Genomic DNA, 19,237 nt, shown 5'->3' on the forward strand with positions numbered 1-19,237 from the left:
GAAAACCCCGTGCGCCCGGAGCTCTTCTCGCTCTTTGGGGTGGGGTTTCCTGCGTACTTCACGCTTCTGACGACGGGCTTTCTCCTCGCCACGGCCCTGGCCGCGCTCTGGGCGCGCCGCATCGGCGAGAACACCGACGTCATGGTCGATCTGGGCATCGCCATGCTCATCTCGGGCGTGGCCGGTGCGCGGCTGCTGCACGTCGTCGCCGACGGGTACTTCTGGGACTACGTGCACCTGTGCATCGACCCCTCGAAGGTCGATTGGCCCTTTCAAAAGGCCGAGTGCATCTCGGCCGCGCGCGGCGGCGTTTGGGATGCGGCGCGCGGCGTATGCCATCCCGGCACCACGGACTGCTTCGCCTGGGCGAAGTTCTGGGCGGGCGGACTGACCTATTACGGGGGCCTCATCGGTGCCTCCGCCGCCGCGTGGTTCCTCTTGAAGCGCGATCGCTTCCCGTTCTGGAAGGCCGCCGACATGGCCGGCTTCGCGGTGCCGCTCGGCCTGGGATTCGGTCGCATGGGGTGCCTGCTCGCGGGTTGCTGCTATGGTGTCCGCACGGACGCGCCGTGGGGCCTCTCGTTCCCGCCGCGCAGTCCTGCCAGCGAGGGTCAGTTCAAGGCGCACGTACTCGACAGCTACGCTTCGTGGAGCCATCCGGTGCACCCGACGCAGATTTACGAGTCGGCGGTGTCGCTGGGCATCGCGGCGTTTTGCCTCTTTTACGTCCACCCGCGCAAACGCTACGACGGGCAGGTGTTCGCGGCGTTTTTGTTCCTGTATGCAGTGGCACGCTTCATCATCGAGTTCTGGCGGGACGACGACCGCGGCGGCATGCTGCACCTGTCCACGTCCCAGCTTCTCGGTATCGTTCTGGCACTCGCCGCGGTGGCGGTGCATCGAGGGAGGTCCAGGTGGCAGCGCGAATTCTCGACGGTAAAAAGCTAGCGGAAACGGTGCGGGCGGAAGTGCGCGAGGGCGTGGCCGCCTTCAAGGCGAAGTACGGGCGCGCGCCGGGGCTCGAGGTCGTCCTGGTCGGCGACGACCCTGCCAGCCAGGTCTACACGCGCAACAAGGAGAAGGCCTCCAACGAGGTCGGCATGCAGGGCCGCCTGCACGTGCTCCCTGCCTCGACGCCCGAGGACGAGGTGCTCGCCTTGGTGGAGCGTCTCAACGCGGACGACAACGTCGACGGCATCCTGGTGCAGCTCCCGCTGCCCAAATCCATCAACGAGCAGCGCGTGCTCGATGCGGTGGACCCGGCGAAGGACGTGGACGGCTTCCACCCGGTCAACGCAGGCCTCCTCGCCGCGGGACGCCCCCGCCTGGTTCCCTGCACGCCGCTCGGCTGCATGCGGCTGCTCGCGCTCGCCGAGGTGCCCTTGAAGGGGGCCCGCGCCGTCGTCGTCGGCCGGAGCAACATCGTCGGCAAGCCGGTCGCGCAACTGCTCCTCGCCGAGCACGCGACCGTCACCATTGCGCACTCCCGCACCAAGGATCTCGCCGCCGTGTGCCGCGAGGCCGACGTGCTCGTGGCCGCCGTAGGCAAGGCCGAGCTGGTGCGCGGCGACTTCGTCAAACCGGGCGCCGTGGTCATCGACGTCGGAATCAACCGGGTCGACGCCGGCAACGGCAAGACGAAGCTCGTCGGCGACGTCGCCTACGCCGAGGCCGCGGAGATCGCATCGGCCATCACCCCGGTCCCCGGCGGGGTCGGTCCGATGACCATCGCGTATTTGTTGCAGAATACACTGACCGCCGCACACGCCCGCGCCGCGCGCTAGTCGCCGTCACGACGTCGAGCGAGGAATGGAGCGCCGGCATCTTGCCGGCGGTCCGCCACCTTCCAGGTGGCTCGTCGAGCGCGTCGCCGGCTGGAAGCCGGCTAACCGCCGGCAGGATGCCGGCGCTCCATGCCGCACACGCCCGCGCCGCGCGGACTTAGTCGCCGCCCAGCAGCTTTTCCAAGATGCGATCGAGCTGGTCCAGATCCGCGTAGGGGATGGCCAGCTCGCCCTTGTTGCCGACGTCGCGCACTTCCACCTTGCTGCCGAGGCGGCGGGTGAGGCGCGCCTCGAGGTCCCGCACGGAGCTGCTCTTCACCTGCGGTGCAGCGGCGTCGGGCGCCTTCTTCCCGTTGGCGGAGGTGTCGCCCAGGGCGGCCTTCTCTTTGTCCTTCTCCTTGCGCACGAGCGCCTCGGTGGCGCGTACGCTGAGGCGGCCGCGAATGACCTTTTCCGAGAGCCGCTCGATCGCGGGCCCCTCGACGACGCCGAGCAACGCGCGCGCGTGTCCTTCGGTGAGCGCGCCCTCGATGACCTGATCGCGCACCCGCGGCGGTAGCTTCATCAAGCGCAGGCTGTTCGCAATCGTGGTGCGGTCCTTCCCGAGCCGCTCGGCCAGCGATTCCTGCGTGTAGCCGTGCTCCTGCACCAAACGCGAAAGCGCCTCCGCGAGCTCGATCGCGTTCAGGTCTTCGCGCTGCACGTTCTCGATCAGCGCCAGCTCGAAGGCCGACGCCGGCGAGACGTCCTTCACCACCACCAGCACTTCGTGCAGGCCCGCCTTCTGCGAGGCCCGCCACCGCCGCTCGCCGGCGATGATCTCGAAGCGATCCGACCCGTCGACCCGGCGCACCACCAGCGGCTCGAGCAGGCCGTGCTCTTTGATGGAGGCGGCCAGCTCCTCGAGCGCGGTCTTCTCGAAGACCTTGCGGGGCTGTCCCTTTTGCGGCGAGAGCTTCTCCAGGGCGCAGAGAAAGACGCTCTTGTCGCCGTAGCCCCGGGCGGGCGGCTGCGCGACCGGCAGGAGGGCATCGAGGCCCCGGCCCAAGGCGCGTTTTTTCGTATCCGAGGAGACGCTTTTTTCACTCATGACGATTCAGCTTTGACTCGCAGTAGTTCGTGGGCCAGGCCCAGATAGCCTTGCGCCCCCTTCGATTGGGCGTCGTACAGGAGTACCGGCTTACCGTGCGACGGCGCCTCCGAGAGGCGCACATTGCGCGGAATGATCGAGTCGAACACGTGAAAGTGCTTTCGCACTTCATCGGCCACTTGGTGGGCCAAGTTGTTCCGCGCGTCGAACATGGTGAGCACGATGCCTTCCACCTCCAAGGTGGGGTTCGTGCCATTTTTGATGCGATCGATCGTGGCCATCAAGTGCGTAAGGCCTTCCAGCGCATAATACTCGCACTGCAGGGGCACCAGCACGCGGTTCGCCGCGGTGAGGGCGTTCACCGTGAGAAGGCCCAGTGACGGCGGGCAGTCCACGAAGACGTACTCGAATTTTTCGCGGGTCAGCAAATCGGACAGGGCCGTCTTGAGGCGGGTCGCCCGCTCCGGATCGTCGACCAACTCGAGTTCCGCGGCCACGAGATCCTGCGTGGCCGGCGCCACGAAGAGTCCCTTGACCTCCGTTTCCACGAGCACCTCTTTGAAGCTCGCGCGGCCAATGAGGCAATCGTAGACGCTTCGCTCCACGGTGCGCGGGCGCACACCGACACCGGAGCTGGCGTTTCCTTGCGGATCCAGATCGAGCAAGAGCGTCTTGCGCTCGGCGGCGGCCACACTCGCCGCGAGATTCACGGCGGTGGTCGTCTTTCCGACGCCTCCTTTTTGGTTCACGACCGCAATGATCCGCGGGTCGCCGGGCTTTGCGGCGGTGGCCGATCGCTTGTTCGAGGCGCTGGCAGAAGGGCGGGCGGGCATTGAGGCGGAGGTCTATCACGGCGCAGCAACGAAAAGCGGACGCGCTTTTTTGACCTCCTCATCCGCCGTAGTATGTTGTGCCGAGATGTGGGTGGACGGCATACCACGGTGTGCCGACCCCATGGAAGAGGAGAAGAGGGGACCACCATGCGGGCCAGCTTCCGTCAAATATTCGTGTGCCTCGAGGATGACGCCTCGTCCGGCCGGGCCGCCGTCATGCAGCGGACCTTTTGGAATCCGCGTCGCGCCTCTTCTCTCTCCCATCCTGTCGGCCTCGCCAGCGTCGTTCGATTGGATCGCCGTCCTCTCGACAACGGCGCGACGCCTCCTCTGCAGCAGCACCGGCCTCGTTAGCCTCGTTAGCCTCGTTAGCCCCGTTAGCCCTCGTTATGAGCAGTCGACACGTCGTTTCTTAGCGCCCGGGAGATCCCATGCCTGTACCGAAGAACTACCGCACGATCGAGGACTTCCAACGTGAAGAGTTGCGCCCGGACTACCGCGTCGGGTTTTCCCTCGAAGATCTGATGCAGGAAACCGTGTTCGAGGGCAGCGACATGCTCTTCGACGACCAGCACGACGAGTACGCCGAAACGGACGACGACGAGGACGACTGAGCGGCCAGCGCCGCCACGCTCCAGGCATCCGCCTGCCCATTTGCCCGACTTAGGGTTTCTCCTCCCGGAAACCCTCGCGCCCTCCGGTCACGCCTCGATCGGAGGGCGCTCTTTTTTTGTGCCCCTCCCGCTCCCGCTCCCGCTCCCGTGGAATCTCACGATGAGATCGGGAGGGGGAGGGGGAGCGGGAGCGGGGCGTTTTGCGCATGGTTCCCAGCTTGACGACAACCCCCGCCGCAGTATGGTGGCGAGCCCTCTGGAACCTAAGCCGGCCAAATCGTCCTCAGGAACAAACATGCAAGTCACAGTTTCCCGCATCTCTCCCGTCATTCTGGAGCTTCAGATCGAAATCCCCGCCGACACGGTGAAGACCGAGGTCGACAAGGCCTACACGAACCTCGCCAAGAAGGCGCACGTGAAAGGGTTCCGCCCGGGTAAGGCGCCGCGCAGCGTCCTGTCGCATCTCTACGGACCGCAGGTGCAGAACGATGTGGCGAACAACATCGTCAACACCACGCTCCCGCAGGTGCTGACGGAGAAGAACGTGACGCCGATCAACACGCCCGAGGTGGAAGCCGGCAAGGTCGACTCGAAAGAGACGTTCTCGTACAAGGCCCGCTTCGAGGTCTCGCCCGAGATCGAGTCGGTGACGTACGAGGGCTTCGAGCTCACGCGTCCCCAGGCCGAGATCACCGATGCGATGGTCGACGAGCAGATCGAGCGCATTCGTCAGAGCCTCGCGACGTTGAAGGCGCCCGAGCCCGCGCGCCCCGCCCAGAGCGGCGACATCGTGGTGATCGACTTCACGCTGTCGGTCGACGGCAAGGAGATCAAGGACGGTGGCGGCCAGGGCGTGCAGCTCGAGTTGGGCTCGAAGCAGGTGCTTCCGGAGCTCGACGCCGGCATCACGGGCAAGAACGTGGGCGACAAGTTCGAGGTAACCGCCCAGTTCCCCGATCGCCACCCGCGTGAGGACTTCCGCGACAAGCCGGGCGTGTTCGCGATCACCATCAACGAGATCAAGGAGAAGGTCCTCCCGAACCTCGACGACGAGTTCGCGAAGGACGTGGGCCAGTTCCAGACCCTGGTCGAGCTCCGCGCGGACGTGCACACGCGCCTGCAGAAGTCGGCCAAAGACCAGGTCGATACGGCCATTGCCGAGCAGATCGTGGAAAAGTTGAACGAGGCGAACCCGGTGGAGGTTCCCCCGTCGCTCGTGCAGCAGCAATGCAAGCTGATGGAGACGCAGATCCTGCAGCAGGCGCGTCGCGCCGGTCAGCCCATCACGCAGGAGCAGTGGGCTTCGCTCCACGGCGCCATCCACGCCGACGCCGAGAAGAAGGTCCGCGCCGGCCTGCTCATGGCGCACATCGCGAAGACGCTCGAGATCAAGGTCACCGACGAAGACCTGGAGAAGGGCATCGCCGAGTTGGCCGAAGAGACGGGGAAGAACGTTGCCAAAGTTCGCGCGGAGTACCGCGAGAAGGGCAAGCGCGACATCCTCATCGGCATGATTCTCGAAGATAAGATCCTGGACTTGCTCGAAGGCAAATCCAAGATTGTGGACGCAGCTCCCGCGGCGGATTTGCCCGCGGGTACGTCAGAGGCTAAGGATTCTCCAGAGGCTTCTGGAGAAAGCACGGAGACGGCCAACACATGAGCAAGCGTCCGGAGAACCGAACTCAGGCAGTCGAGCTGCTTGAGCGCACGCACGCGGGAAACATCATCTATCCGACGGTGGTCGAGACCACCCACCGGGGGGAGCGCAACTGGGACATCTTCAGTCGCCTTCTCAAGGATCGCATCGTCTTCCTCGGCACCGAGATCAACGACGATGTGGCCAACATCGTGATCGCGCAGCTCCTCTTTTTGGAGAGCGAGGATCCCGACAAAGAGGTCATGCTCTACATCAACTCGCCCGGCGGCGTGGTCACCAGCGGCCTGGCGATTTATGACACGATGCAGCACGTTCGCTCGACCGTATCGACGATGTGCCTCGGCATGGCCGCGTCGATGGCCGCAGTGCTTCTCGCCGCGGGTCACAAAGGGCGCCGCGTGACGTTGCCCAACGCGCGCATCATGATTCACCAGCCGCTTGGCGGTGCGCGTGGTCAAGCGACCGACATCGAGATTCAAGCCCGTGAAATCCGCCACCTAAAGGACGTCGTTGCGGACATCCTGACGTCGGCCACCGGCAAGCCGCGTGACCAGATCCTCAAGGACATCGATCGCGACTTTTATCTGAGCGGCGCGCAGGCGAAGGAATACGGCATCATCGACGAAGTGCTCGTCCCCAAGAAAAAGGACGCGAAGTAAAGCGTCGGGCAACGCGCGCCGGTTGGACGGGTGATAGGTAAGCGAGAACGGACTTTTCTTGTCCGTATCTCGCGCCAGCTGGCCGAAGCGGAGGCGGCGCGCGCGCTAAGGATTTTTCGGAGATTTTTCGAAAAGTCGCGAACAACGCGCGCGCGCAAGCTTGCGATGAGCAAGTGACAAGTCTAAGCTTTGTGGCGTTGGCGACGCAGTTGTGAATGCGGTCATCAGGTTTATGTCGACGTGACGGAACGTAGGGTTCGTCACCTCTTCACGTTTTACACGTTTCTCATTTTCGGACTTGAGCGAGGCGACACTTGGAGCGCAGGCGGGACGACCACACCAACGGCAATCTCAACTGCTCCTTCTGCGGAAAATCCCAGAAGGAAGTGAAGAAGCTCATTGCCGGCCCGACGGTTTACATTTGCGATGAATGCATCGGGCTCTGCAACGACATCATTGCCGAGGAGGTTGAAAAGGACGAGCCCTATGCGGGTTCGACGCCTGTTCCCAAGCCGGCAGAAATCAAATCGATCCTCGATGATTACGTGATCGGGCAGGAGCGGGCGAAGAAGGTGCTCGCGGTCGCCGTTCACAATCATTACAAGCGCATCGATTCACGCGTTTCGAGCGACGACGTCGAGCTCTCCAAGAGCAACATCTTGTTGCTCGGCCCGACGGGAAGCGGCAAAACGCTGCTCGCGCAGACCTTGGCGAAGATCCTCAGCGTTCCGTTCGCCATTGCGGACGCAACGACGCTCACCGAGGCCGGCTACGTCGGCGAGGACGTCGAGAACATCATCGTGCAGCTGCTGCAAAACGCCGATCACGACGTCGAGCGTGCGCAGCGCGGCATCGTCTACATCGACGAAATCGACAAGATTTCCAGGAAGAGCGACAACCCCTCCATCACGCGCGACGTGAGCGGCGAGGGCGTGCAGCAAGCGCTCCTGAAGATCATCGAGGGCACGGTCGCCAACGTTCCGCCGAAGGGCGGGCGGAAGCATCCGCAGCAAGATTTCCTGCAGGTCGACACGACGAACATCCTGTTCATCTGCGGCGGCGCCTTCGTGGGCCTCGAGCAGATCGTGCAGCGCCGCATCGGCCAGCAGACCTTGGGCTTCGGTGCGGACATCAAGAGCAAGAAGGACTTCAAGCTCGGCGAGCTGCTCATGCAGGTGCAGCCGGAGGACTTGCTCAAGTTCGGCCTCATCCCCGAGTTCATCGGCCGTCTGCCCGTGCTGGCGACGTTGCACGAGCTGAACGAGGAAGCCCTCATCGACATCCTGACGAAGCCGAAGAACTCTCTGGTGAAGCAGTACCAGAAGATGTTCGAGATGGACGGCGTGAAGCTGAAGTTCACGAAGAGCGCACTCGCCGCCGTGGCCAAGGAAGCCTTGGAGCGCAACAGCGGCGCCCGCGGTCTCCGCGCCATCCTCGAGGCGGGGATGCTGGACATCATGTACGACATCCCGTCGCGCAGCGGCATCAAGGAAGTCGTCATCAACGACGACGTGATCACGAAGAACGACGCTCCGCTCATCGTCTACACGAAGGAAGCGGAACTCGCGTAGTCGTTTGCCGTCTCCCTTGCGTAAGCGTGCCCATGCCCTTGTTCCCGCCCAGAACCCTGGCGGGGGCGGACGTGGGCACGTTGGCGTTTGTGGAAACGAGGGCAGGGGCGCCGCAATTTCACGGTGCGCCAGCCCGCTTGGGTGGAACCGGGCGATGAGCTGTGGCAAAAAAGGGTTTCAATGTTTTTCAAGGCCGATGGCGACGCGAAGACCATGAACAATAAAAGACGGATAGTGCCGCTTTTGCCGCTTCGGGACATCGTGGTGTTCCCGCACATGGGGACGCGGCTGTTCGTGGGGCGAGAGCGTTCGATCAATGCGCTCGACGCGGCCATGGTGCGGGACAAAGAGATCTTTTTGGCCGCGCAAAAGGACGCCAAGGCCAACGAGCCGGTGCCGGACGATATCTTTTCCGTCGGCACTCTGGGCGCGGTGCGCCAGCTTTTGCGCCTGCCCGACGGCACCGTGCAGGTCGTGGTCGAGGGCGTAAAGCGCGCGCGTGTGCGGCGCTACGTGCAGACGGACGAGTTCTTCCTGGTCGAGGCCGAGGAGATCGCCGAGACGGGCACGCGCACGGTGGAAGTCGAAGCGCTGATGCGAAGCTCGCAGGCGGCCTTCGAGATGTACGTCAAATTGAACAAGAAGGTGCAGCCCGAGGTGCTCGTCGAGGTGCAATCCGTCGACGACCCGGCGCGCCTGGCCGACATGATCGTGGCCAATCTGCTGACGATCAAACTGGCCGACAAGCAAGCCTTGTTGGAGTGCGAAGACGCCTCCAAACGCCTCGAGCGCCTCCATGAATTGATGCAGGCGGAAATCGAGATCCTGCAGGTCGAAAAGAAGATTCGTTCTCGCGTCAAGAAGCAGATGGAGAAGACGCAGAAGGAATACTACTTGAACGAGCAAATGCAGGCCATCCAGAAGGAACTGGGCGGCGGCGAGCGCGACGAGTTCAAGAACGAGATTCAGGAGATCGAAGACCAAATCAAGACCAAGCGGATGAGCAAAGAGGCCACCGCGAAGGTCAAGAAAGAGCTGAAAAAGCTCAAGATGATGCACCCGACGAGCGCCGAGGCGACCGTCGTTCGCAATTACATCGATTGGATTCTGAGCCTCCCCTGGTACGACAAGAGCGAGGAGAATTACGATCTCGGCGCGGCCGAGGAGATCCTCGACGAGGACCATTACGGCCTCAAACGCATCAAGGAACGCATTCTCGAATACCTGGCGGTGCAGGCGCTCACCAAGAAGCTCAAAGGCCCGGTTCTGTGCTTCGTGGGGCCGCCGGGCGTGGGCAAAACGAGCCTCTGCAAGAGCATCGCGCGGGCCACGGGGCGCAAATTCGTGCGTCTATCGCTGGGCGGCGTGCGCGACGAGGCGGAGATTCGCGGCCACCGGCGCACGTACATCGGCGCAATGCCGGGCAAGTTGATTCAATCGCTGAAAAAGGCGGGGACGAACAATCCCGTTTTCCTGCTCGACGAAGTCGACAAGATGTCGACCGACTTCCGCGGCGATCCCGCGGCGGCGCTGCTCGAAGTGCTGGATGGCGAGCAGAATGACACGTTCAATGATCACTATTTGGACGTGGATTACGATTTGTCCGACGTGATGTTCATTACGACGGCGAATACGCTTTCGGCCATTCCGGTGCCTTTGCAGGACCGAATGGAGATCATTCAGCTGTCGGGATATACCGAATTCGAAAAGCTGAATATCGCGGTGAAGTATTTGGTGCCGCGGCAAAAGAAAGAGTGCGGTCTCGAGAACGTGGACTTCACGGTGACCGAGAGCGCGATTCGGACGGTGATTCACCACTACACGCGGGAAGCCGGCGTGCGTTCGCTGGAGCGCGAGATTGCGAGCATCTGCCGCAAAGTGGCGCGCCAGGTGGTGAACGATTCGAAGAAGGCTGGCAGCGACGACGGGGACACGAAGGCGCTCGAGCCCATCGTGGTCGAGGCGAAGAGCATTCCGAAGTACCTGGGCGTTCCGAAGTACCGTCTCGGGAAGAAGGAAGAGCACGACGAGATCGGGCTCACCAACGGCCTTTCGGTGACGAGCAACGGCGGCGGCGAGCTTCTGGCTTGCGAGGTGGCCGTGGTGTCGGGGAAGGGGAAGCTCGCCATCACGGGCCTTTTGGAAAAAGGCATGGAGGAGAGCGCCCACGCGGCCATGAGCTACGTGCGTTCGCGCGCGCAGATTCTAGGCCTCGACACCGACTTTTATCAAAAGGTCGATGTGCACGTTCACTTCCCGGAATTCATCCGCAAAGACGGCCCGAGCGCCGGCGTGACGATGGCCACGTCGCTCGCCAGCGCCTTGATCAAGGTGCCCGTGAAGCGGGACTTGGCGATGACCGGCGAGATCACGCTTCGCGGCCGCGTGCTGCCCATCGGCGGCTTGAAAGAGAAGCTTTTGGCAGCGCACCGCAGCGGGATCACCACGGTGATCGTGCCGCGCGAGAACCGCAAGGACTTGCGCGAGGTCCCGCGCCGCGTGCTGCGCGCCACGAGGATCGTGCTGGTCGAGCACATGGACGAGGTCCTTCGCGAGGCGCTATGCCTGGAAGATCCCGATTCCGTCTTCGGCAAGCCGCGCGAGTCGTGGCAATACGTCGACGGCGAACTCGTCGTCCGCGGCCCCGGCGCCCCTCGCGTGCAAGCGCCCCCGCCCGTGGTCGACCCCGAGCCCGCGGGCACGCCCCACTGAGCGGGGGTGGGCTCGGTGATAAAATAGGAAGAAGGTAACCGCCAGGACGCCAAGGGGCGCCAGGATCGCCAGGGGTGACGGCTAGTGGTTTGTTAGGACTACGCGTCGTACCCCTCGCAGTAGCAAGCGCGTATTGAAGTTGATGAGGAGAGCGAGTGGGAGTGCCGTTGCCTTCAGGTAGGAGACGGCTTGGGCTACGTGAAGAGAGTTCAGCGCCTCGACCGCCTTGAGCTCGACGACGAGGCAATCAGCAACGAGCATATCAAGGCGGACCTCCCCGACGAGGTTGCCCTTGTAAGAGACTGCCAACGGCGCCTGTGAGACGAAAGGGATGCCGCGCAGTGTTAGCTCCATGCCAAGCGCTCGCTCGTAGACGCCTTCCGAGAAGCCGGGACCCAGATTGGCATGCACCTCGAGTGCTGCTTCGATGACCCCGCCCGCAAGGCAATCAATCTCAACCCCAGGCTCCCTGGGTATTCCGTTGGCGATCCTGGCGACCCTGGCGTCCTGGCGGTTCACTCTTCATAGGTCGACCGCCTAGCCGCGCTTGTTGCGCTCGGTTAGCGCGAGCTCGATTCCACCGAGTATGTCACCGTCGATCGCGCTTCGAAAGGCATTGGCATTCCTAGGAGCCCGACGGCGGCGGGGGCTCGGTTTTCGACGACGAGGTAGTAGGAGCCTGGTTCGACGGGGAAAGCGCGGCTGGTTTCGCCGGGGGCGGCTTGGCCGTAGGCGATGGAAGGGCCGGGGTTCGGGCCCATGGGGCGGGCGGCTTCGTAGTCGTGGCGCCAGTTGTCGCCGGTTTGGCGGTCGACCAGGATGTAATCGGCGGGGGCGCCGGTTACCCGTAGGCGCGCGTACAAAGCGGCGTTGTTTTGCTCGATGGTGAAGGGGCCCAGGTAGTCGCGTGAGGCGGTCGCCAGATCGGTCACATTGCTCTCGAGCACCACGTGATCGCCGATGCCTTTGAAGTAGCGCTTCGGGCGCTCGGGCGGATTCAGGATGCCCAGCGTGAAGTCGTCACCATCGTCCAGCCGGACCACCGTGAAGCCCTTCGCGATCTCGCTTTCGAGAACGCCGCGGCCCAGAACCGTCGCCAGATCGCCGCCCCATTGCGTCTGCGTGGCCAGATTGATGACCTGGTTTTCCACGCCCAAGAGTCGCAGATCCGGCGCGCGCATGGCCCGGCTGTATCGGCCCCAGACGTACGTCGCGTCTTCCAACAGCTTGAAGTCGGGCCGGTACTCGATGGAGACGCCGCAATAGAAGCCCACGCGCCGCGTGAAGGGCAGGACCACGTAGCCCGAGCCGGTCACGTCGACCACCATCGAGTGATCTTGGTCGTTCACGTGGACCTGGCACTGCGACGGAAAGAAGCGGCCCACGCTGTTGGGGCCAATCATGGCCACCTTGAGGGGCACGCCGCGCTTGAGCATCTCGGGGCATACCTTGGAGGCCCCGAAGTTCGAGAAGAGCCACCAGCGCAGCCCGGCGTCGGCATTGACCGCGTTGCGAACGCACGGACAGCCCACGGCGCTCACCGCCAGGGCGAGCACCATGAGCATCAGAAATGCCCAACTTCGACTCGCTGGCTTCATCGTCGCACAATCCCCTCGCGCTAAGCGTTTACTGCAAGGCCCCCCCGAAGATTACATCAGACGTTGAAACGGAAGTGCACGACGTCGCCGTCGCGCATCACGTATTCCTTGCCCTCGATGGCGAGCTTCCCGGCATCGCGGCATTTCGACTCGCCTCCCAGGTTGACGAAGTCCTCCCACCAGATGACCTCGGCCTTAATGAAGCCCTTCTCGAAGTCGGTGTGGATGACACCCGCGGCCTGCGGGGCGCGTGCGCCGATGGTGGTCGTCCAGGCGCGCACCTCCATTTTTCCGGCGGTGAAGAAGGTCAGAAGCTTCAAAATCTCGTAGCCCGCGCGAACCACCGCGTAGAGGCCCGGCTCTTTCAGCCCTGCCTCGGCCAAAAATTCGGGCCGGTCTTCCGGCTCCAGCTCGGCAATTTGAGCCTCGAGCGCGGCGCAGACGGGGACGATCACGCTGCCCTCGGACTCGGCGTGCTTCTTCAGCGCCACGTAGTGCGGGTTCGAATCGAGCGCCTTCAGCGACGCTTCGTCGACGTTGGCCACGTAGAACACGGGCTTCGCCGTCAAAAGCTGCATGTCGCGCAAAACGATGGCCGCGTCGGGGTTGTCGGGAAGCTTGAAGGTGCGCGCGGGGAAGCCGCTGTCGAGGTGCTTGGCCAGCGGCTCGCAGATCTCCAGCGCCAGCTTTTCCAGCGGCACATTGCCTTTGGCGGCTTTGCGGGCGCGGTCGGCGCGGCGCTCGACCGTGTCGAGGTCCTTCAGACAGAGCTCCGTCGTGACCGTGGCGATGTCGCCCACCGGGTCGACACGGTTCTCCACGTGAATGATGTTCGAGTCCTCGAAGCAGCGCGCGACCTGCACGATCGCGTCGACCTCGCGGATGTGGCTCAGAAACTGGTTGCCCAGGCCCTCGCCCTTGGAGGCGCCGCGCACCAGGCCGGCGATGTCCACGAATTGAATCGAGGTTGGCACGATGCGGTCGGCGTGCACGATGCCGTCGAGCGCGGTCAGGCGCGGATCGGGCACGGCCACGACGCCGACGTTCGGCTCGATGGTGCAGAAGGGGAAGTTTTTCGCCTCGGCCTTGGCCGTGGAGAGCGAATTGAACAGCGTGGACTTGCCCACGTTCGGCAGGCCTACGATTCCGACGGAGAGACCCATAAGACTCCTCTGGACACGGTTTCTGCCGCCCTTCTACCCTAAATCCCGACCATGTTCGACCTCGCCGGGCGCACCATCGCCCTTTGTGTCACGGGAAGCATCGCTGCCTACAAAAGCGTGGAGGTGGCGCGCCTCTGCGTAAAGGCGGGGGCGACCGTTCTTCCGGTCATGACCCATTCCGCCGCCCATTTCGTGGGGCCGGTGACGCTTTCCGGCATTTGCGGGGTGGCCGTAGCCCAGGACATGTGGGATCCCGGCTTTTCCGGGGAAATGCACGTGGCCATCAGCGAGCGGGCCGATGCCGTGGTCATCGTTCCGGCGACGGCGGACCTGCTCTCCCGCATGGCTGCCGGGCGCGCCGATGACCTGGTGACCGCCCTGGCGCTTTCGGCCAAGGGGCCCGTGCTGGCGGCGCCGGCCATGCACCCCCGCATGTGGCTGCACCCCGCGACCCAGCGCAACGTGGACGGGCTCGCGCGCGATTGCCGCGTCCAGTTCGTCGGGCCGGTGTCGGGGCCGGTGGCGTCGGGAGATAGCGGCCCGGGGCGCATGGCGGAGCCGCAGGAGATTTTCGAGGCGCTGGCGCGCATCCTCACGGCGCCGGCGGTGAAAGATCTCGCGGGCAAGCACGTCGTCGTCACGGCGGGGCCGACGGTGGAGGACCTCGATCCGGTGCGCTACCTCGGCAATCGTTCCACCGGAAAGATGGGCTTTGCCGTCGCGGAGCGTGCGGCCCTGCGCGGTGCGGAGGTGACGCTCATCGCGGGGCCGGTCACCTTGGCGACGCCCTCTGGGGTCGCGCGCGTGGACGTGCGCTCGGCGCTCGACATGCGCGAAGCTTTGTGGCGCGCGCTGGGGGACGATCTCACGAAGGCGCATGCGCTGGTGATGACCGCCGCCGTGGCGGATTATCGGCCCGCGGTGACCAGCCCCGTGAAATTGAAAAAGCTCAAGGACGACAAGGACGAATCGTCGCTGGCGCTGGTGAAGAATCCCGATCTCCTTGCCGAGGTGGGGGCGAAGCGCGATGCCGGCAAGGCACCGGTGCTCGTGGGCTTCGCCGTAGAGACGGGGACAGCGGAGCAACTCGTCGCGTACGCGCGCGGCAAGCTGGCGCAGAAGAAGTGCGATCTCATCGTGGCCAACGAAGCGCGCGTGGCGTTCGCGGGCGATGACAACCGTGCGACGATGGTGTCCGCATCGGGTGCGGAGTCGCTTGGCGACATGAGCAAGCGAGACCTCGCCGATCGCATTTTGGATCGCGTGGCCGAAGCGCTGAAGCGGTAGACATGGCCCTTGCCAGCGTGTGAAAAGATTCACATGTCCCGTACGAGGCGTTGCGTTGCTGGTTTGTCCTTTGCGATTGGCGCCTGGGCAGGTGTGTTTGCGTGCAGCTCGGACGATATCATCTACGCGCCTGGGCGCGATTCGGGTGCCGACTCGGGCCACGACGCCACCTTGCCCCCCGACGACGCGGGCGATGCGGGGACGGATGCCGCCGATGCGCAAACGCCGGGGGACGCCGGCGATGCGGGCGACGCGGGCCCGGCGGGATGGTTGCTCTTCTCCTTCAGCGATGGGACCAAGGGCGATCTGACGGCGTACAACCTGGCTTCCCGCGCGGTCGAGGGGACGCCGCTCTCGTATTCCGGCTTTGGCACGACCTACATCGATCGAGCGCCGTCGGGCGCGGTTCTATGGAACTTGGAACAGCGGATCGATGTCGTGCGCAAGCTGGATCCCCGTGCTCCGTGGCAGGGTGGTCCCTCGTGGAACGTGCGGCTCGATGATCGACCGGACGGCGGCGACCAGTACGCGGATCCGGTGGCCGTGGTCTCGGGCCCCGCGGGAAAGGCGTACGTGCTGCGCTTCAATCGCAACGCGCTCGCGGTGATCGATCCGGAGGCGCAAGGCGATGCGTCGGCGCCCATCAAGACGATCGACCTGTCGCGCTTCGTCGAGGGGAGCGACAGCGATCGCCGGGTCGACATGGCCGGGGCGGTGTACCTGCCCGATCGCAAGCGGCTCTATGTTCTGTTGGGCAATATCGACCTCAACAAGCTCGATCCCACGCGCTTTCTCCTGCTCTGCACGACGGCGAAACCGCGCATCGTGGCCATCGACGTCGAGACCGACACGGTCGTCTCACCCACCGGTGGTGATGCGGGGGCCGACGCGGGCGACGCGGGCGATGCCGGCGACGCGGGCGATGCAGGTGCAGGTGCCTTCACGGTCGACGGCTTCAACCCCGTCTTCAACGGCCTCGTTTACGATGCGCCGCGCGACCGCTTCCTCGTGCTGAGCGGCGGATGCAACGAGCCGCCCACCGATGCGGGCGCGGGGGCGGTGCGGCGCCGCCAGGTCGATGCCCTCGACCCGAACACGGGGCGCTCGGAAACGCTGCTCGACTTGACGGCGAAAGAGTATCCGCTCTCGCGCGCGCAAACGGATGCGACCCATTGGGCGCTGGGCTTCGGCTCCGAGGCGTTCCTCTGGGACGTCACCACGGGCGCGCTCGGGCCGGCCATTCCGAATGCGCCGCAGTCGTTCGTCTTCGATGGCCGGCAGTCGCTCGTTGGAACCGCGACCGCAGCCCTGCCCGACGGTGGCTCCGAGTCCATCGTCCTCTCGACCCCGATCAACGGCGGTGACTCGACCTTGCTCGGCCCCATCCCATTCACGGCGCCGGGCCAGTTCATCGGCGGCCTCGATTTCTGGTCGCCGCCGCAACCGTAGCTGTCTACCGCATGGACAATGTGCGCAATGGTACTCCGGGGTGGATCATCCATCTTCACCGGGGGGAAACATGCGCATCGCACTTCTTGGCTCTCTTTCGCTTGCAGCACTCATCGCATGCGCCGCATGCACAAGCGCGCGGCCTTTGCCGCCATCATCGGTTTGGCCCGAGGCCGTCGCCATCTCGGAATCGCCGGCCCTGAAACCGCCTGGCAGAGCCGAGGGCGTTCGCGCCGGCTCGGTCTCGGTCTCGGACGAGATCTGCCGCATCTGTACCATTCGCTCTCAGGTCGGGTCGGCGCCCCGCTTCGCCTTCGACTCGGAGGAAATCGGTTCGCCGGAGAAACATATCCTCGGCTTGGTGGCCCGATGCTTCACCGCGGGGCCTTTGCGCGGGCGCGCGCTCAAAGTCACGGGCCACGCCGATCCGCGCGGCGAGGAGGAGTACAACTTGTCGCTCGGCGCCGCCCGTGCCACCAACGTGAAGAGCTACCTCGGCTCGCGCGGTGTCGATCTGTTGAAGATCAAGGCCACCTCGCGCGGGGAACTCGACGCCACGGGCGACGAGGAAGGCAGCTGGGCGCGCGACCGCCGCGTGGACATCGATCTGGTCAAGTGAGCTCTTTCCACCACCGCGTGACGAGCTCCCGCTCCTCGCCGGTGAGGTGGAACGCCTGCGCGACCATTTCGTCGAGCATTTCCTGGAGGTCTTCCTCCATGCCCGTGTTTCGCTCGTCCAAGAGCTCACCGAAGGCCGACAGTTCGGAGATGAGCCAGGCATCGGGCGGCGCGGGCGTGGCACGGAGGTGACCGATCTTCATCTGCGGCATGCCCTGGCGCGCGTCGCGATGGCGCACGTAGTGGAGCCAACGGATGGGCGTCGCGTTCAAATAGGCCGCGAGGAACGTCGCCGGGTACACCTCGTCGGCGAAGCCGGCCAGGATCGAATTGCGGAACGCCGTGCCGTCCGAAAGCGTCGCCATGGGAACGCGCGCGGTCTGCCGAATGAGCACGCGCACGGCGCTCCATTCCTGCCCCGCGCGCACCCGGCAGGAGAGCCGCTCGGGATCGCAGTAGAGCGACGGCGCCCGCCGTAGAAATGGCTCGATGTCGCCACCCGTGCGGAGCGCGAGGGTGCGCCGCCCATCGGGCTTGTCGCGCATGCGCTCCACATCGCCCGACGAGGTCTGGATCCCGCGCTCGCCGAACAGGTGCGGTGGCAGGGGAGGGTGCGCGCCCATCTTTCGCAGCAAGGCGTGCCCGATCGGATCGAGATCCGTCCGCTCGATGGGCCAGATGGCTTTGCCATTGCCGTTCGTCTCGTGCGCCGGCTCCGTGCGCCGCGTCGAAATGAGGGCCATGCAGGGCTGGAACACACCCGAGAAGGCGTCGTTGCCCAGATCGCGCAGGTTCGCATCGCAGATGCACAGCCGATCGTGCGCCGCGCGGGTGGGGGCGTAGCCCTCCTGTTCGGACATGGAGCTCGGAATGATGAATCCGAGTCGCCCCGAAGGCCGCAGCAAGCTCGCGGACCGCTCGATGAAGAGCCCCTGCAGGTTCCGGTAGCCGGCAAAGCTCGCGTACGTTTCCGTGAAGTAGCGATACAGCTTGGCATCGAGCGGCTGCGCGGCGCGGCCCGCGTAGGAGATCCACGGCGGATTGCCCACGAAGGCATCGAAGCCCGCGCGCGGTGGCGCGAACACCTCCGGAAACTGACGCGACCAATCGAGCCCGGCCAGCGATTCGCCACGCCGCAGCTTTGGCGTGGAGCCGCCCTCGGTGAGCAGGCGAAAGGAAAGCTTGGTCACCGACACCGCCGACGCATCCTTGTCGACGCCGTAGATGCACTGCTCGGCCACCAGGCGCCGTGCGAGCACCGCCAGGGATGGAGCGTCGGGCACGTTCTCGTGGTGCCATGCGCGCGCGAGCACCCCGCCGAGGTAGCGACACGCCGCGAGCAAGAACGCGCCCGAGCCCATCGCGGGATCGCACACCTTGAGCCGCAGGATCGCGTCCGACGAAGGGTGCTCGCCCAGCGCCTCGATGAGCGGGCCCAGCGTATCTTCCACGATTTGGTCGGCCAGCGCGCGCGGCGTGTAGTGCGAGCCCGAGCGGCGGCGATCCGGCGTGAGCGTCAGGGCCAAGGTTCCCGCGGGCAGCAGATCGGGCGTGAGCGGCGCCGTGCGCTTTCGCAGCGCCGCGCCCAGCTCCTCGATGCTCGTGCTCTGCTCGATGGCTGCCTCGAGCTTCTCGTCCATCTCGATGCCACGCCGCCGCAAGCTCCCTTTGCGCGAGGGCGGCGATTGCGCGAGCAACGATGCGAGCCCCACGAGCACGCCCACCTGGGAGTCGCCCGCCTTGCGCCGGCAGAGCACCACCAGGCTCGGCTCCTCGGCCACCGCGATGGCGTAGCCCATCATCGACTCGTACACGGTCCCGAGGTGCTCGACCTCGAGCTCGTCGCGTTCGACGTGCAGAAGCTCGTCCAGCACGCGCTCCACGATCGCGTCGGGCACGTGCGCCGCGCTCAAAAACGGAAAGCTCCCCAGCAGCCGGTCGCCGGCCGGCAGCTCCTCGTCGAGCCGCGTAAAGGCCTGAAGCAGCCCCTCCCACGTGCGCGGAGCGTCCATAAGACCCCCCGCCACGTGCAAAAACACGGTGCGAACGACGACGGCGACTAGCCCTGCGTGCAGCGCCTTCGGTCGGACCGGGCCCTCAGGTGCGCGGAAGCCTCCCGCCAACAAGGCGAGCGCGTTGCGTGTGCGATCCGTGATCGCATCGAGCCCGGCGTGTCGAACGATCCTCCTCGCCACGTCCCCT

Annotated in this window: 17 protein-coding genes; 11 read left to right on the top strand and 6 right to left on the bottom strand. The window is 64.9% G+C overall.

Features of this window, described 5'->3' with window-relative positions; all coding sequences use genetic code 11:
* Positions 1 to 9: 9 nt before the first annotated feature.
* Positions 10 to 948, top strand: coding sequence for a prolipoprotein diacylglyceryl transferase (locus tag LZC95_16445; protein WXA98414.1), 939 nt, complete (start codon positions 10 to 12; stop codon positions 946 to 948).
* Complete coding sequence (folD, locus tag LZC95_16450) at positions 915 to 1,784, top strand: bifunctional methylenetetrahydrofolate dehydrogenase/methenyltetrahydrofolate cyclohydrolase FolD (protein ID WXA98415.1); 870 nt, start codon at positions 915 to 917, stop codon at positions 1,782 to 1,784. The genes LZC95_16445 and folD overlap by 34 nt, the downstream gene beginning before the upstream one ends.
* Positions 1,785 to 1,941: 157 nt before the next feature.
* Here folD and LZC95_16455 read toward each other — a convergent pair whose 3' ends face one another.
* Both LZC95_16455 and LZC95_16460 read right to left on the bottom strand, forming a co-directional pair.
* Entirely contained in the window at positions 1,942 to 2,874 is a 933-nt protein-coding gene (locus LZC95_16455) for a ParB/RepB/Spo0J family partition protein (protein ID WXA98416.1), read from the bottom strand.
* On the bottom strand, positions 2,871 to 3,707 hold the full coding sequence (locus tag LZC95_16460) for an AAA family ATPase (GenBank protein WXA98417.1): 837 nt from the start codon (positions 3,705 to 3,707) through the stop codon (positions 2,871 to 2,873). The genes LZC95_16455 and LZC95_16460 overlap by 4 nt, the downstream gene beginning before the upstream one ends.
* A 147-nt stretch (positions 3,708 to 3,854) precedes the next feature.
* Between LZC95_16460 and LZC95_16465 the strand changes: the two genes are divergently transcribed.
* The 6 genes from LZC95_16465 (at position 3,855) to lon (ending at position 10,920) form a co-directional block, all read left to right on the top strand.
* Positions 3,855 to 4,061: a hypothetical protein gene (locus tag LZC95_16465; GenBank protein ID WXA98418.1), complete on the top strand. Its 207-nt coding sequence runs from the start codon at positions 3,855 to 3,857 to the stop codon at positions 4,059 to 4,061.
* A gap of 77 nt (positions 4,062 to 4,138) precedes the next feature.
* Positions 4,139 to 4,321, top strand: a complete 183-nt coding sequence (locus LZC95_16470) for a transcriptional regulator (GenBank protein ID WXA98419.1) — start codon at positions 4,139 to 4,141, stop codon at positions 4,319 to 4,321.
* A gap of 295 nt (positions 4,322 to 4,616) precedes the next feature.
* Positions 4,617 to 5,981: a trigger factor gene (gene tig / locus LZC95_16475; GenBank protein ID WXA98420.1), complete on the top strand. Its 1,365-nt coding sequence runs from the start codon at positions 4,617 to 4,619 to the stop codon at positions 5,979 to 5,981.
* The gene (locus LZC95_16480; protein WXA98421.1) at positions 5,978 to 6,637 is read left to right on the top strand and encodes an ATP-dependent Clp protease proteolytic subunit; all 660 of its coding nucleotides are present in this window, start codon (positions 5,978 to 5,980) and stop codon (positions 6,635 to 6,637) included. The genes tig and LZC95_16480 overlap by 4 nt, the downstream gene beginning before the upstream one ends.
* A gap of 314 nt (positions 6,638 to 6,951) precedes the next feature.
* Positions 6,952 to 8,208, top strand: coding sequence for an ATP-dependent Clp protease ATP-binding subunit ClpX (clpX, locus tag LZC95_16485; protein WXA98422.1), 1,257 nt, complete (start codon positions 6,952 to 6,954; stop codon positions 8,206 to 8,208).
* Between the two features lie 213 nt (positions 8,209 to 8,421).
* The gene (gene lon / locus LZC95_16490; protein WXA98423.1) at positions 8,422 to 10,920 is read left to right on the top strand and encodes an endopeptidase La; all 2,499 of its coding nucleotides are present in this window, start codon (positions 8,422 to 8,424) and stop codon (positions 10,918 to 10,920) included.
* 81 nt (positions 10,921 to 11,001) lie between these two features.
* Here lon and LZC95_16495 read toward each other — a convergent pair whose 3' ends face one another.
* The 3 genes from LZC95_16495 to ychF are packed head-to-tail and all read right to left on the bottom strand — an operon-like array spanning position 11,002 to position 13,681.
* Complete coding sequence (locus LZC95_16495) at positions 11,002 to 11,439, bottom strand: GxxExxY protein (GenBank protein WXA98424.1); 438 nt, start codon at positions 11,437 to 11,439, stop codon at positions 11,002 to 11,004.
* Between the two features lie 41 nt (positions 11,440 to 11,480).
* The gene (locus LZC95_16500) at positions 11,481 to 12,518 is read right to left on the bottom strand and encodes a hypothetical protein (protein WXA98425.1); all 1,038 of its coding nucleotides are present in this window, start codon (positions 12,516 to 12,518) and stop codon (positions 11,481 to 11,483) included.
* Positions 12,519 to 12,574: 56 nt separating this feature from the next.
* On the bottom strand, positions 12,575 to 13,681 hold the full coding sequence (gene ychF, locus LZC95_16505) for a redox-regulated ATPase YchF (protein ID WXA98426.1): 1,107 nt from the start codon (positions 13,679 to 13,681) through the stop codon (positions 12,575 to 12,577).
* Between the two features lie 51 nt (positions 13,682 to 13,732).
* On the opposite strand from ychF, the gene coaBC reads away from it, so the two are divergent.
* From coaBC to LZC95_16520, 3 genes are all read left to right on the top strand, one after another.
* Positions 13,733 to 14,968 carry a bifunctional phosphopantothenoylcysteine decarboxylase/phosphopantothenate--cysteine ligase CoaBC gene (coaBC, locus tag LZC95_16510; protein WXA98427.1) on the top strand — a complete coding sequence of 412 codons (1,236 nt, stop codon included), beginning with the start codon at positions 13,733 to 13,735 and terminating at the stop codon, positions 14,966 to 14,968.
* Positions 14,969 to 15,001: 33 nt separating this feature from the next.
* The gene (locus LZC95_16515; protein WXA98428.1) at positions 15,002 to 16,417 is read left to right on the top strand and encodes a hypothetical protein; all 1,416 of its coding nucleotides are present in this window, start codon (positions 15,002 to 15,004) and stop codon (positions 16,415 to 16,417) included.
* Between the two features lie 70 nt (positions 16,418 to 16,487).
* Positions 16,488 to 17,036, top strand: coding sequence for an OmpA family protein (locus tag LZC95_16520; protein ID WXA98429.1), 549 nt, complete (start codon positions 16,488 to 16,490; stop codon positions 17,034 to 17,036).
* Here LZC95_16520 and LZC95_16525 read toward each other — a convergent pair.
* Positions 17,029 to 19,230 (bottom strand): N-6 DNA methylase, encoded by a 2,202-nt coding sequence (locus tag LZC95_16525; protein WXA98430.1) that lies wholly within the window; start codon positions 19,228 to 19,230, stop codon positions 17,029 to 17,031. The two genes, LZC95_16520 and LZC95_16525, sit on opposite strands and share 8 nt — an antisense overlap.
* Positions 19,231 to 19,237 lie beyond the last annotated feature (7 nt).

The sequence above is a fragment of the Sorangiineae bacterium MSr12523 genome, from assembly GCA_037157775.1.
Classification (GTDB): Bacteria; Myxococcota_A; Polyangia; order Polyangiales; family Polyangiaceae; genus Pendulispora; species Pendulispora brunnea.

Excerpts from the sequence above, each read along its gene's own strand:
- LZC95_16455 (WXA98416.1), bottom strand. The coding sequence starts at position 2,874 with ATGAGTGAAAAAAGCGTCTCCTCGGATACGAAAAAACGCGCCTTGGGC.
- LZC95_16460 (WXA98417.1), bottom strand. The coding sequence starts at position 3,707 with ATGCCCGCCCGCCCTTCTGCCAGCGCCTCGAACAAGCGATCGGCCACC.
- LZC95_16465 (WXA98418.1), top strand. The coding sequence starts at position 3,855 with ATGCGGGCCAGCTTCCGTCAAATATTCGTGTGCCTCGAGGATGACGCC.
- LZC95_16470 (WXA98419.1), top strand. The coding sequence starts at position 4,139 with ATGCCTGTACCGAAGAACTACCGCACGATCGAGGACTTCCAACGTGAA.
- tig (WXA98420.1), top strand. The coding sequence starts at position 4,617 with ATGCAAGTCACAGTTTCCCGCATCTCTCCCGTCATTCTGGAGCTTCAG.
- LZC95_16480 (WXA98421.1), top strand. The coding sequence starts at position 5,978 with ATGAGCAAGCGTCCGGAGAACCGAACTCAGGCAGTCGAGCTGCTTGAG.
- lon (WXA98423.1), top strand. The coding sequence starts at position 8,422 with ATGAACAATAAAAGACGGATAGTGCCGCTTTTGCCGCTTCGGGACATC.
- LZC95_16500 (WXA98425.1), bottom strand. The coding sequence starts at position 12,518 with ATGAAGCCAGCGAGTCGAAGTTGGGCATTTCTGATGCTCATGGTGCTC.
- ychF (WXA98426.1), bottom strand. The coding sequence starts at position 13,681 with ATGGGTCTCTCCGTCGGAATCGTAGGCCTGCCGAACGTGGGCAAGTCC.
- coaBC (WXA98427.1), top strand. The coding sequence starts at position 13,733 with ATGTTCGACCTCGCCGGGCGCACCATCGCCCTTTGTGTCACGGGAAGC.
- LZC95_16515 (WXA98428.1), top strand. The coding sequence starts at position 15,002 with ATGTCCCGTACGAGGCGTTGCGTTGCTGGTTTGTCCTTTGCGATTGGC.
- LZC95_16520 (WXA98429.1), top strand. The coding sequence starts at position 16,488 with ATGCGCATCGCACTTCTTGGCTCTCTTTCGCTTGCAGCACTCATCGCA.